Raw genomic sequence first — 12,084 nt, 5'->3', positions numbered from 1 at the left:
CCGGGCTCTGTGCACAAGTCGTGCCACATCGTTAACTGCGTGAAACACTTTGGTTTGCTACGCCGTGCGCGAAAGTAAGGCAAAGCGGGTAATTCCCAATGCACTGCGGCGGTGCACCCCCTAAAGTCCAGCCACTCGCGAACGGGCCCTGCTCGTGCTGCCGAGGGCCGAGGAGACAAATTCCCGATCGACAAGAACAATCATCCAAAAGGCTACATCCGAGAGCCGGGTTGAAAAATTCAGAAGCGCCGCTGGTCGGCGCTTTTTTTTGCCTGTCGCTTTCGCATCGGCGTCCCGATTTCTTGCCTTGAAAAGCAGCCGGAGAGTCGGCTGCGTCGCCATTGGTTGCTACTCTTTTGATAGTGATTCCAGTGCGACAATCGCAGCCATGGAAATGTGGCTGATGACCGCGGCCTCGCTGCTCGCGGGGTTCGTGGATGCGATCGTGGGCGGTGGTGGACTGATCCTGGTGCCGGCGCTGTTCGCCGCCTTCCCCGGGGCACCGCCGGCCACGTTGCTGGGCACCAACAAGAGCGCGTCGATCTGGGGCACGGCCGCTTCGGCGGCGCAGTTCAGCCAGCGTGTGCAGATGCGCTGGGGCGCGCTGTGGCCGGCCGCGCTGGCCGGTTTCTGCGGCGCGCTGGCCGGCGCCTGGGGCGTCACCCAGTTCCCGGGCGACTTCCTGCGCCGCGCGCTGCCGGCCATCCTGCTGGCGGTGCTGCTCTACACGCTCGCGCGCAAGGACATGGGGCGTCACCACGCGCCGCGCTTCACCGGCCGCGCCGAGACGCTCGCGGCCTGCAGCATCGGCCTGGGCATCGGCGTCTACGACGGCTTCTTCGGCCCCGGCACGGGCAGCTTCCTGGTGTTCCTGTTCGTGCGCTGGATGGGCTACGACTTCCTCAACGCCTCGGCCTCGGCCAAGGTCATCAACGTGCTCACCAACGGCGCGGCGCTGCTGCTGCTCGCGCTCAAGGGCCATGTCTGGTGGCACTACGGGCTGGCGATGGCGGTCGCCAACGTGGCCGGCAGCCTGATCGGCACGCGCGTGGCGCTCAGGCACGGCGCGGGCTTCGTGCGGATCGTGTTCATGGTCGTGGTGAGCGCGCTGATCCTCAAGACCGCGTACGACGCCTTCCTCAAATAGAAAAGGCCCCGGGGCGAACACCGGGGCCTTTGCTCAGTCGAACGGCGCGGTGGCGCTCAATCCTCGACGAAGGCTTCCTCGCGCTTCGATTTCACGGCCGGCAGCAGCACGATGCCCAGCAGCAGCGCCGCGGCCACCAGCAGGCCCGCCGACAGCGGCCGCGTGACGAACACGCTCCAGGCGCCGCGCGACAGCAGCAGCGCGCGCCGCAGGTTCTCTTCCATCATCGGGCCGAGGATGAAGCCCAGCAGCAGCGGGGCCGGCTCGGTGCGCAGCTTGAGGAACAGGTAGCCCACGAAGCCGAAGATCGCGACCATCCAGACGTCGAAGGTGTTGTTGTTGGTCGAGTACACGCCGATGGCGCAGAACAGCACGATCGCCGGGAACAGGAACTTGTAGGGCACCGTCAAGAGCTTGATCCACATGCCGATCAGCGGCAGGTTCAGGATGATCAGCATCGCGTTGCCGATCCACATCGAGGCGATCAGGCCCCAGAAGAGCTCGGGGTTGCTGGTCATCACCTGCGGGCCCGGCTGGATGTTGTGGATCGTCATCGCGCCCACCATCAGCGCCATCACGGCGTTGGGCGGGATGCCCAGCGTCAAGAGCGGAATGAAGGAGGTCTGCGCGCCGGCGTTGTTGGCCGACTCGGGCGAGGCCACGCCGCGGATGTTGCCCTTGCCGAAGGGCACTTCGCCCGGGCGCATCTTGATCTTCTTCTCGAGCGCATAGGCCGCGAAGGCCGCCAGCAGCGCACCGCCGCCGGGCAGGATGCCCAGGGCCGAACCGAGGGCCGTGCCGCGCAGCACCGCGGGCGTCATGCGCTTGAAGTCGTCCTTGGTGGGCCACAGGCCCTTGACCTTGTGCGTGAAGACCTCGCGCTCGTCGTCGGGCTGCGAGAGGTTGCCGATGATCTCGCCGTAGCCGAACACGCCCATGGCGATCACCACGAAGCCGATGCCGTCGGTCAGTTCGGGAATGTCGAAGCTGAAGCGCGCCACGCCCGAGTTCACGTCGGTGCCGACGATGCCCAGCAGCAGGCCCAGCACGATCATCGCCACCGCCTTGAGCAGCGAGCCCGAGGCCAGCACCACGGCGCCGATCAGGCCCAGCACCATCAGCGAGAAGTACTCGGCCGGGCCGAACTTGAAGGCCAGCTCGGTCAGCGGCGGCGCGAAGGCGGCCAGGATCAGCGTGCCGACGCAGCCCGCGAAGAACGAGCCCAGGCCCGCGGCCGCGAGCGCCGGGCCCGCGCGGCCCTGCCTGGCCATCTGGTAGCCGTCGATGCAGGTGACCACCGAGGACGATTCGCCCGGCAGGTTGACCAGGATGGCGGTGGTCGAGCCGCCGTACTGCGCGCCGTAGTAGATGCCGGCCAGCATGATCAGGGCCGAGACGGGCGGCAGCGCGTAGGTCGCGGGCAGCAGCATCGCGATCGTGGCGACCGGTCCGATGCCCGGCAGCACGCCGATCAGCGTGCCCAGGATGCAGCCGATCAGGCAGTACAGCAGGTTGGTGAAGGTGAAGGCGACGCCGAAGCCGGTCGCGAGGTTCTGGAACAGTTCCATGGTGGTGTGCTCCTCAGCCTGCGATGAAGGTGGGCCAGACCTGGATCTGGAGCTTGAGCGCCCAGATGAAGGCCACGTAGCTGCCCGCCGCGAGGATGGTGGCGAGCACCAGCACGTCGCGCAGGTTGAAGTGTTCGCCCGCGAGGCTCGAGATGATGGTGAGCGCGTAGATCGCGATGATCATTCCCATCGCCGGCAGGCCGATGCTCGGCAGGCCGCCGAGCAGCACGCCGAAGGCCAGGTTGGCGCCCAGCACGTAGGCCAGCGGCTTCCAGGCCCATTTGCCGATCGGATCGCCGTCGGTGGTCTCGACCACCATGGCCTGGAACATGATCCCCAGCCCGAGCAGCGCGAGCAGGATGCCCAGCATGAGCGGGAAGTAACCGGGACCCATGCGGGCCCCGTCGCCTATGTTGTATGCGGTGGCGCCGATGGCGAAGGCGCCGCCCACGGCCGTGAACATGACTCCTGAAAAGAAGTCGGCCTGGCTCTTGATTTTCATGTCTCTCGACCCTCTGTTTTGGAGGGAGGAGGGTCGTTTCCGGCGCCTGACCGCTGGCTGACCCGGCCGGTAGGGACTAATGCGTAGCGCTTACTACGGGTAAGCCCGCGCCGTCTCGGCCGAGCGACATCCGGAAACGAAAAAAGCTCCCGAAGGAGCTTTTTTCAGCGAAAGGCGGCAGGGCCGCCATTCGATGGTGTGAGAGGGCTTAGTAACCGCCGCGGCCGTAGCCGTCGTCGTTGCCGCCACCGCCGTAGCCGCCACCGCTGCGGCCACCGCCGCCGTAGCCGCCGCCACCGCCGCTGCGGCCACCGCCGCCGTAACCGCCGCCGCCGCCACCACCGCCGTAACCGCCGCCACCACCACCGTAGCCGCCGCCACCGCTACGGGGCGGGCGGGCTTCCATCGGGCGGGCTTCGTTCACGGTCAGGGCGCGGCCCTGGACCGGCTGGCCGTTCAGGCCGGCGATCGCGGCTTGCGCCTCGGCGTCGGTACCCATTTCCACGAAGCCGAAGCCCTTGGAGCGGCCGGTGTCACGTTCCATCATGACCTTGGCGCTGACGATGGCACCGTAGGCGCCGAAAGCTTGCTCCAGATCGTTGTCACGGATCGAGTAGGCGAGATTGCCCACGTAAAGTTTCTTGCCCATGAAAGGGACTCCTCAACTCAAAAAAACCAAATAACAGAAAAAGCGATGGAGTCCCAGAATCACAACAAACGAAGGCGCTGTGCGCGAAACTGACCGATCACCGGATAACGTGCACGGGAGCCTGGTGGCTCACTGACACGTAGCGGCGATTATCCCGGTTTGGCCGGGAAATCAAGCTTTTAATTGCACATTCATCGGGAAACCTCTGATCCCGACGGGCGGTTTCGCAACGGTTTGAGCAGGCCCGAGAGGCCGTTGTGGTCTATTTCATGCATCAAGGCGAGCAGCCGCCCGATCTCTCCCGGGGGAAAACCCTCCCGCGCGAACCAGGTCAGGTAGTTGCCCGGCAGGTCGGCGATCAGCGTGCCCTTGTATTTGCCGAAGGGCATCGCCAGCGTGACCAGGCGCTCGAGGTCCTCGGGCTTCATCAGCGACCTCCCGCGCGCTTGACCGTGTGGCCCAGCTTGGTGAGCGTGGCGATCACCTGCTCGCGGTGGTCGCCCTGGATCTCGATCGTGCCGTCCTTCACCGTGCCGCCGGTGCCGCAGGCCGCCTTGAGCTGCTTGCCGAGCGAAAGCAGGGCGGCCGCGTCGAGCGCCACGCCCTTCACCACGGTCACGCCCTTGCCTTTTCTGCCCGCAGTCTCGTGCGACACACGCACAATGCCATCGGCGGCGCGCAGCCGCGCCTGCTCGGCGAGGTCCTTGCAGCGGCATTGCGCCAGCGGTTCGCCGCAATCGGGGCACATGCGGCCGCCGGCCTCGGTCGAATACACCAGCCGGGTGGCCGCCGGGTTGTCCTTGTGGGTTGCCATGTTCCTGCGTTCTCTTCGTTCCCGATCTCTTTTCTTCCAGCCCAGACGAGCCTTTCCGATGCACCTGCCGCCCGCCTTCTTCCGTGGGGAGTCCGCCGCTTGACCGCTGCGCCCACCCCGTCCTTCGCATCGCTGGGGCTGGCCCCGGCGCTCGTGCGCGCCGCCGCCGAACGCGGCTACGCCGAGCCGACCGCGATCCAGGCCGCGGCCATTCCCGCGATTCTGCAGGGACGCGACCTGCGCGGCTCGGCCCAGACCGGCTCGGGCAAGACCGCGGCATTCTCGCTGCCGCTGCTGCACCGGCTGGCCGCCGACTCGGCCGGGGGTGAGCGCCGGCTTCGCGCGTTGGTGCTGGTGCCCACGCGCGAGCTCGCGGCCCAGGTCGGCGAGACCCTGCGCGACCTCGCGCGCGCACTGCCCGACCGGTTGCGCATCGCGGTGGTCTTCGGCGGCGTGTCGATCAATCCGCAGCTCATGGGCCTGCGCGGCGGTGCCGACCTGATCGTCGCCACGCCGGGCCGGCTGCTCGACCTGGTCGAGCACAACGCGCTGCGGCTCGACGCGATCGCCACGCTGGTGCTCGACGAGGCCGACCGCCTGTTCGACCTGGGCTTCGCCGAGGAACTGGGCCGCATCCTCGCGCAGCTGCCGGCGAAGCGGCAGAACCTGCTGTTCTCGGCCACCTTCCCGCAGGCGATCCAGGCGCTGGCCGACCGCATGCTGCGCGACCCCGAAACGATCGACGTGCAGGGCGAGCCCGGCACCGCGCCCGACATCGTGCAGCGCGCGATCGAGGTCGACAGCACCCGCCGCACCCAGCTTTTGCGCCACCTGCTCGAGCAGCACGGCGAGGCCTGGGGCCGCGTGCTGGTCTTCGTTGCCACCCAGCATGCCGCGCAGACCGTGGCCGAGAAGCTCTACCGCCACGGCATCTATGCCGTGCCCTTCCACGGCGACATCTCGCAGGGCGCGCGCACCGACATCCTCGACCAGTTCAAGCAGAGCCGCTGGGACGTGGTGGTGGCCACCGACCTGGCCGCGCGCGGCCTCGACATCGCGCGGCTGCCGGTGGTCGTCAACTACGACCTGCCGCGCTCGCCCACCGACTACGTGCACCGCATCGGCCGCACCGGCCGCGCGGGCGAGAGCGGCCTCGCGATCAGCTTCGTGACGCCGGCTTCCGAGGCGCACTTCCGCCTGATCGAGAAGCGCCAGGACCGGCGCGTGCCGCGCGAGCGCATCGAGGGCTTCGAGCCCACCGAGGTCGCGCCGCCCCTGGTCGACACCAGCGGCACGGGCGGCATCAAGGGCAAGCGGCCGAGCAAGAAGGACAAGCTGCGCGCGGCGCAGGCCGCGGAAGCGGCAAAGGCTTCGCCGTCACCCGGGAAGGATCACTGAAGCCTTGCGCGAAGCTCGGCGACAGCCTCCTCGATCTCGCGCTGGAAATCGACCGCTTCCACCACCCGGTCCGGCGTGATGCCGGTCTTTTCGAGCTTTTCGTTCGAGGGTGGAAACCAGTAGGCGGAGGTGAAGCGCACCGCACGGTCGACACCCAGCGGTGTCACGGTCTGGATGCTCGTGCGGCCGAAGGTCCTGCGGCCCACGATGCGCGCCCGCTTGTGATCGCGCAGGGCCGCGGTCACGATCTCCGCGCCCGAGGCCGTGCCCTCGTCCACAAGCACGGCCATCGGAAGCTCGCGGACCTCCCGGGCGACCCCGGCGAACGGATCTGCGCCGCCGCGCGTGTAGTACGCGGGTTCGGCGAAATAGACTGCATTCGCTTCGGTGCGCTGGCCCTGCGTTTCCACCACCTTGCTCCTGGCCGGCAGGAACAGCGAGGAGACGCCGACGGCCACATCGAAAAGCCCGCCCGGATTGCGCCGCAGGTCGAGCACCAGCCCCTTGAACGGTCGCTTGCGCCACTGCGCGTCGAGCTCCCGGGCCGCCAGGTTCAGCGTGTTTTCCCTGAACTCGGCGATGCGCAGCACCGCGATGTCCGGCGATGCCATCGACAGGCGCACGACCGCCCCCTGCACGTTCTGCCGCTCGACCTTGAAATCCCTGGGCGTGTTCGATCCCGGGCGGCGCATCGTGAGCGTCACGCTGCTGCCGAGCGGGCCGCGCAGCATCTTGAACGCCAGGCTGAGATTGCCCTTGATGGGCGTGCCGTCGATCGCGCTGAGCACGTCATTGGGGCGGATGCCGGCTTTCTCCGCCGGGCTGTCCGCGATGGGCGAGATCACCGCGACCTCGCCGTTGCGGTTGATCATCTCCAGGCCCACCGCGCCGCCCGTGTAGTTCGGCGGTGGCGACATGTCGGCCAGGTCCTCTTTCATCAGGAATTGCCCGCCCTCCGGGTCGATCTCGCGGACCATGCCGCGCAAGGCCGCCTGCAGGATCTCCTCGCCGGAGAGCGGCCTCACGTAGGAATCGCGCAGCAGCTGGTAGGTGGCCGCCAGCGATTGCAGGTCGTCCCGTGGCAACGGCTCTCGCGCGGGCCGGTCTTGAGCGAGGGTGGCGATGGGAAGCAGGGCGGCGGCCAGCGCGGCGATGCAGTGCGGTCGGAGGTCCATGAAGCGGGGTCGCTGTCGAGGTCTAGAAACTGTCCTCCGGCGATGTCGCCGTGAGGGAGAGAGCCCGCCAATTCCAGTCGCCAGGCTGGCGTGCGTCCAGGCGCCAGTCGGCCGCCAGGCGCTTGCCGCGCGCCAGTTCGTCGGCCGACATCCGGGCCTGGATGGTGTTTCGCCGCGGGGCTGCCCGGGGCTCGCCCGCGCGGTCCGACAGCGTGTAGAGGGCCCAGGCTTTCGCCAGGCCGCCCGGCGCCGTCTCCAGCACGCTGCCCAGCAGAAGCAGGCCTTGCGGCTGGCCGCGGCTCGCTCCTTCGCGCAGCCAGTCCAGTGCCGCCTTGGGATCGCGCGGCGCATCGCGTCCGAACAGGTACATCTGGCCCAGGATCGTCTGCGACACCGGGTCGCCGCCGCGCGCGGAGGCGATGCGCCACTGCAGCGCGCGTTCCGCGTTCTTTTCCACGCCGGCGCCCTGGGTGTAGATCTCGGCCAGACGGCGCTGCGCATAAGGGTCCCCCAGGTCCGCGGCGCGTCGGTACAGGGCATGCGCCTCGACCGGATCCGCCGGGACATCCTGGCCCGCCGACAGCATGTCGCCCAGGTTGTCGAGCGCGGTGACGTCGTCGAGATCGGCCGCCTTGCGGAACCAGCGCATGGCTTGCGCCGCATCCCTGGGCACTCCGTAGCCCTTGTCGTGATAGATGCCCAGCCACGCCATGGCGGGCGCGTCGTCGCGAGCCGCCGCCTGGCGCAGCCATTCCATGCCTTCCTTCGGGTCGGCCGGGATGCCATCCCGTGCGCGCACGACGAAGGCGGCGATCGTTCGCTGAGCCTGCAGCAGGCCTTGGGCGGCAGCCTTGCGCCACCACGACAGGCCGAGGGCACGATCGATCTTCACCGACACGCCATGGCAAGGCTGGCCACCGGCATACAGCATGCCGAGCAGGAACTGCGCACGCGGCTCCCCGGCCTCCGCCGCCCGCAGCAGCCAGTCGTGCACGTTCTCGTTGCGATCGACGGTTCTTTGGGGACCGCTTCCCTCGGCCAATCCCATGTGCTCGCAGTAGGCGACCGCGAGCCGCGTCAGGTTCTCCGTGCCGAGCGTGTCGAAGCGACCTTCGAGCGCGGCCTGCCGAAGCGGCTCCAGCCCGGCCTTGTCCTCGGGGCGTAGCGCATAGCCTTCGAACACGAGGCTGACCTTGCCCTTGGCGCGCATCAGGATCAGTGCGTCGCTGGCATCGACCCGGCCGGCGCGTGCCGCGCGCGACAGCAGCTTGTAGGCCATGTAGTCGTCCTGATGGCGGCTGTCGTCGCGGGCATGGATGCTGCCCAGGTAGAAGGCCGCATCCGGGTCGCCGAGTTCGGCCAGCGGCTGCAGTTGGGCCATGGCGGCATCGAAGTCCCGGGCCCGGTAGGCGCGCACGCCGGCATCGAGATCGGCGGCGGCGACGCCGAGGGACGCGGCGGCTCCGAGGACGAATGCGCAGACGCGGGCGGCAAGCAGCTTCATGGGCAAGGAGGGGCGGAGACGGCGGGTCGGGCAGACGCTGCGCGATGGTAGCCGCCATCACGATGCGTTCGAACGGGGCCGCGGGTGCCGTGCCGCTCACCGCGCGGGCAAGCCGCCGGCGGAATGCCGAGCCTCGCGCTCAGTGCCCGTGGAACTGCTCCGGCGGGTACGACGCCAGTTCCGCCAGCAGCAGCGTCCACGCGCGCGCGCCCTGCTGGATCGACGCCAGCCGGAAGAACTCGTTCGGCGCGTGCACGTCCTCGTCGGGCAGGTTGAAGCCGAACATCAGCGTGTCGATGCCCAGCTTCTCCTTGAACAGCGCGGTGACCGGCACGCTTGCGCCCAGCCGCACGTGGATCGGCCGCCGGCCGCTCTCGCGCTCGAGCACGGCCTCGGCCGCGCGTACCAGCGGATGCGCGGGCGCGAGGGTGGAGGCCGGCGAGCCCTCGTGCAGCGCGACGGTCTCGAGCGTGCAGCCCGGCGGGCAGTGCGCCTGCAGGTGGCGCAGCACGGCGCGGATGACGGCGCCCGGATCCTGGCCCGCGACCACGCGCGCGGTCAGCTTGGCGCCGGCCTCGCAGGGCACGATGGTCTTGCCGCCCTCGCCGGTGTAGCCGCCCCACAGGCCGTTGACGTCGAGCGCGGGGCGCAGCGTGATGCGCTCGCGCGCGCTGTAGCCGGGCTCGCCGTGGTCGCTGCCGCCCACGTCCGCGAAGAAGGCGGCCTCGTCGTAGGGAAAGGCCGCCGTGTCGGCGCGCTGTTGCGGCGTCGGCGGCTGCGCGCCGGCATGGAAGCCCTCGACCGCCACGCCGCCGTCGGCATGGTGCAGCGAGGCGATGAGCCGCGCCATCTCGTGCAGCGCATTGCGCACGCCGCCGCCGTAGCGGCCCGAGTGCAGGTCCTTGTGCGCGCTGCGCAGGCGCACCTCGAGCTGCGCATTGCCGCGCGCGCCGGTGTTGATCGTCGGCACCTCGGCGCTCGCGCGGCCGCCGTCGGCCGACAGCACCGCGTCGGCCCGCAGCAGCGCGCGATGGCGCTCGACCAGGCGGCGCAGCGAGGGGCTGCCGGTCTCCTCCTCGCCCTCGAGGAAGACCTTGATGTTGACCGGGCAGCCGCCGCGCACCGCGAGGAAGGCGGCGATGGTTTCGAGCGCGATGGTGGTCGAGCCCTTCACGTCGGAACTGCCGCGCGCATAGAGCCGGCCGTCGACCGTGGCCGGCTCGAACGGCGGCGTGCGCCACAGCGCGAGCGGGTCGGCGGGCTGCACGTCGTAGTGACCATAGACCATCACGGTGGGCCGGCCGGGCGCGCCGTTCCATTCGCCGTAGACCGCGGGCTCGCCGCCGCCGTCGAGCAGCTGCACCTCGTGCAGGCCGATGGCGCGCAGCCGCTCGAGCAGGAAGCGGCGCGCCGTGTCCATGCCGGGCGCGAAGGCCGGGTCGGCACTCACGCTGGGAATGCGCAGGAAGTCCTCGAGCCAGGCCACGATCGGCTGCTGGCGCGCCGCGAGGTGGTCGATGACGGCCTGCGTGCCGGCGTCCGCGGAAGGGGTGTCTGTGGAATGCATGGTGGTGTTCATCAGTAGATCGGCGGGAACACGCCCGGTCCCCACAGCGTGTCGCAGCGGTGCGTGCGCTCGAAGTCGCCGCGCGTGACGCCGATCGCGGGATAGCCGAAGGCGATCAGCGCGGGGTCGGCCGGGGACGCGAAGCGCGGCCAGGGCGTGGCGACCGGCGTGCCCTGGTTCGGATCGCCGCTGCGCACGAAGTTGAGCAGGTAGCTGCTCATCTGCGCGGCGAGCGCCCGGCGCTGCGTGGCCACGGCGGCATCGCCGCCCGCGGCCGTGGTGTCGGCGGCATCGAGGTACGGATAGCCCGCGAGCTGGTCGGCCATGTCGCCGAAATAGAAGCTGTCCATGCCGTGCGCGCTGCCGTAGTAGAAGGCCGAGGGCCTGGCGGGGAAGGACAGCACCGGGTCGGTGAACTCCCAGCCGTAGACCGGCACCCAGGCCGAGAGCGCGCCGCGCCGCGCGCTGTTGCCGCAGGCGTACATGCCGTCGCCGATGGCGCGCGCGACGCCCTGCGCCGGCACCGCGAAGCGCGAGAGCGGGTAGGCCGCCTCGATGGCCGTGGTGTCGAAGCCCGCGGGCGCGAGGCCGCGCAGGTAGAACGGGTAGACGTCGGCGCCGAGCTTGCTGTCGACGAACAGGGTGCCCTCGTCGTACACGCCGCCGATCATCACCGGCACCTGGTTGAAGTTGCCGCTCTCGAAGGCGCGCGCCGGCACCTGCGTGAGCACCTGTGCGTCGACCGTGGGCCGCCACTTGCTGCCGCCCACGGCCAGCAGCGCCGAGGCCGGCAGGCCGCGCAGGCAGGCGACGGTGGCGGCGTCGTCGGCCTGGCCGGCGCAGCCCAGCCTGGCGACCGCGGCATCGCCGATGCCCAGCGCCGTGTCCATGCCCTGGTTCGAATATTCGCCGCCACCGCCGCTCTGCATCACGGCGCGGTGGAACAGGCCCCGGGCCTTCGGCGACTGCAGCAGCGAGAAGCTCTGCGTGGCGCCGGCCGAGGTGCCCCAGATCGTGACCTTGCCCGCGTCGCCGCCGAACGAAGCGATGTTGCGCTGCACCCATTCGAGCGCGGCGATCTGGTCCATCAGCGCGAAGTTGCCGAGGCTGCCGTCGCGGTTGAGCGCGCGCAGCGAGCGGTTGGCGAGGTAGCCGAGCGCGCCGAGCCGGTAGTTGAAGCTCACCACCACGACGCCGCCGCGCGCCGCGAGCGTGCCCGAGGCCTGCGAGCCCGAGCCGAGCACGAAGGCGCCGCCGTGGATGTAGACCAGCACCGGCAGCCGGTCGCCGGGCTTCGCGTCCGCGGGCCTCCAGACATTGAGGTAGAGGCAGTCCTCGGCCGAGCGGCCGTCGACATTGGTCTCGGGCGCCTGCAGGCAGGCGGTGCCGAAGGCCTGGGCCTGCAGCGTCGCGTCGTGCGCAGCGGGCGGCCGCGGCGGCGCCCAGCGCAGGTCGCCGACCGGCGGCCGTGCATAGGGAATGCCGAGGAAGGCGACCAGGCCGTCCTGGCGCTGGCCCGCGACCGGGCCTTCGGTGGTGCTGGCGAGCGCGGGATCGGGCGCGGCCGGCGGTGGCGGCGCGGGCGTGGCGATCGGCGGCAGCGCGAAGTTCGCGGCACCGCCGCCTCCGCCGCCGCAGGCCGCGAGGGCGGTGCACAGGATCGCGGCCAGGGCCAGCGGCAGGGCGCGACGAGGCGCCCTTCGATCGAGGGGGGTCATAAGTCTCCTTCGGGCCGGCGAGCGGCCTCTCTTCAGTCGGTG

The 12,084-nt window shown here is 69.9% G+C and carries 11 protein-coding genes; 2 read left to right on the top strand and 9 right to left on the bottom strand.

Annotated elements, in window-relative coordinates:
• The first annotated feature begins 388 nt into the window (after positions 1-388).
• On the top strand, positions 389-1,147 hold the full coding sequence (locus AC1HIL_RS02005) for a sulfite exporter TauE/SafE family protein (RefSeq protein WP_057597258.1): 759 nt from the start codon (positions 389-391) through the stop codon (positions 1,145-1,147).
• A gap of 56 nt (positions 1,148-1,203) precedes the next feature.
• Here AC1HIL_RS02005 and AC1HIL_RS02000 read toward each other — a convergent pair whose 3' ends face one another.
• The 5 genes from AC1HIL_RS02000 to AC1HIL_RS01980 form a co-directional block, all read right to left on the bottom strand.
• A complete protein-coding gene (locus AC1HIL_RS02000; RefSeq protein WP_057597257.1) occupies positions 1,204-2,715 on the bottom strand; it encodes a tripartite tricarboxylate transporter permease in 1,512 nt (503 codons plus the stop codon).
• A gap of 13 nt (positions 2,716-2,728) precedes the next feature.
• Positions 2,729-3,217 (bottom strand): tripartite tricarboxylate transporter TctB family protein, encoded by a 489-nt coding sequence (locus AC1HIL_RS01995; RefSeq protein ID WP_057597256.1) that lies wholly within the window; start codon positions 3,215-3,217, stop codon positions 2,729-2,731.
• A 208-nt stretch (positions 3,218-3,425) separates the two neighbouring features.
• Positions 3,426-3,866: an RNA recognition motif domain-containing protein gene (locus tag AC1HIL_RS01990; RefSeq protein ID WP_261218032.1), complete on the bottom strand. Its 441-nt coding sequence runs from the start codon at positions 3,864-3,866 to the stop codon at positions 3,426-3,428.
• Positions 3,867-4,057: 191 nt separating this feature from the next.
• Entirely contained in the window at positions 4,058-4,294 is a 237-nt protein-coding gene (locus tag AC1HIL_RS01985; RefSeq protein WP_057597643.1) for a DUF3820 family protein, read from the bottom strand.
• Positions 4,294-4,680: a translation initiation factor Sui1 gene (locus AC1HIL_RS01980; protein WP_057597644.1), complete on the bottom strand. Its 387-nt coding sequence runs from the start codon at positions 4,678-4,680 to the stop codon at positions 4,294-4,296. The genes AC1HIL_RS01985 and AC1HIL_RS01980 overlap by 1 nt, the downstream gene beginning before the upstream one ends.
• A gap of 99 nt (positions 4,681-4,779) precedes the next feature.
• Between AC1HIL_RS01980 and AC1HIL_RS01975 the strand changes: the two genes are divergently transcribed.
• Positions 4,780-6,078: a DEAD/DEAH box helicase gene (locus AC1HIL_RS01975; protein ID WP_082321744.1), complete on the top strand. Its 1,299-nt coding sequence runs from the start codon at positions 4,780-4,782 to the stop codon at positions 6,076-6,078.
• Here the strand turns inward: AC1HIL_RS01975 and AC1HIL_RS01970 are convergent.
• The 4 genes from AC1HIL_RS01970 to AC1HIL_RS01955 all read right to left on the bottom strand — a co-directional run bounded on the left by AC1HIL_RS01970 (position 6,072) and on the right by AC1HIL_RS01955 (position 12,042).
• Positions 6,072-7,253 carry a S41 family peptidase gene (locus AC1HIL_RS01970; RefSeq protein ID WP_479671033.1) on the bottom strand — a complete coding sequence of 394 codons (1,182 nt, stop codon included), beginning with the start codon at positions 7,251-7,253 and terminating at the stop codon, positions 6,072-6,074. The two genes, AC1HIL_RS01975 and AC1HIL_RS01970, sit on opposite strands and share 7 nt — an antisense overlap.
• 22 nt (positions 7,254-7,275) lie before the next feature.
• Positions 7,276-8,757: an SEL1-like repeat protein gene (locus AC1HIL_RS01965; RefSeq protein ID WP_057597646.1), complete on the bottom strand. Its 1,482-nt coding sequence runs from the start codon at positions 8,755-8,757 to the stop codon at positions 7,276-7,278.
• A 139-nt stretch (positions 8,758-8,896) separates the two neighbouring features.
• Positions 8,897-10,324 (bottom strand): dipeptidase, encoded by a 1,428-nt coding sequence (locus AC1HIL_RS01960; protein ID WP_479671032.1) that lies wholly within the window; start codon positions 10,322-10,324, stop codon positions 8,897-8,899.
• A gap of 11 nt (positions 10,325-10,335) precedes the next feature.
• A complete protein-coding gene (locus AC1HIL_RS01955) occupies positions 10,336-12,042 on the bottom strand; it encodes a carboxylesterase/lipase family protein (RefSeq protein ID WP_479671031.1) in 1,707 nt (568 codons plus the stop codon).
• Between the last annotated feature and the right edge of the window lie 42 nt (positions 12,043-12,084).

The organism is Variovorax sp. ISS6, from assembly GCF_056523145.1.
The sequence above is the reverse complement of the archived record's forward strand: the minus strand, read 5'-3'. Positions and strand labels throughout refer to the sequence as shown.

Coding starts and splice junctions, on each gene's coding strand:
- AC1HIL_RS01980 (WP_057597644.1), bottom strand. CDS start 4,680: ATGGCAACCCACAAGGACAACCCGGCGGCCACCCGGCTGGTGTATTCG.
- AC1HIL_RS02005 (WP_057597258.1), top strand. CDS start 389: ATGGAAATGTGGCTGATGACCGCGGCCTCGCTGCTCGCGGGGTTCGTG.
- AC1HIL_RS01985 (WP_057597643.1), bottom strand. CDS start 4,294: ATGAAGCCCGAGGACCTCGAGCGCCTGGTCACGCTGGCGATGCCCTTC.
- AC1HIL_RS01995 (WP_057597256.1), bottom strand. CDS start 3,217: ATGAAAATCAAGAGCCAGGCCGACTTCTTTTCAGGAGTCATGTTCACG.
- AC1HIL_RS01990 (WP_261218032.1), bottom strand. CDS start 3,866: ATGGGCAAGAAACTTTACGTGGGCAATCTCGCCTACTCGATCCGTGAC.
- AC1HIL_RS02000 (WP_057597257.1), bottom strand. CDS start 2,715: ATGGAACTGTTCCAGAACCTCGCGACCGGCTTCGGCGTCGCCTTCACC.
- AC1HIL_RS01960 (WP_479671032.1), bottom strand. CDS start 10,324: ATGCATTCCACAGACACCCCTTCCGCGGACGCCGGCACGCAGGCCGTC.
- AC1HIL_RS01965 (WP_057597646.1), bottom strand. CDS start 8,757: ATGAAGCTGCTTGCCGCCCGCGTCTGCGCATTCGTCCTCGGAGCCGCC.
- AC1HIL_RS01970 (WP_479671033.1), bottom strand. CDS start 7,253: ATGGACCTCCGACCGCACTGCATCGCCGCGCTGGCCGCCGCCCTGCTT.
- AC1HIL_RS01955 (WP_479671031.1), bottom strand. CDS start 12,042: ATGACCCCCCTCGATCGAAGGGCGCCTCGTCGCGCCCTGCCGCTGGCC.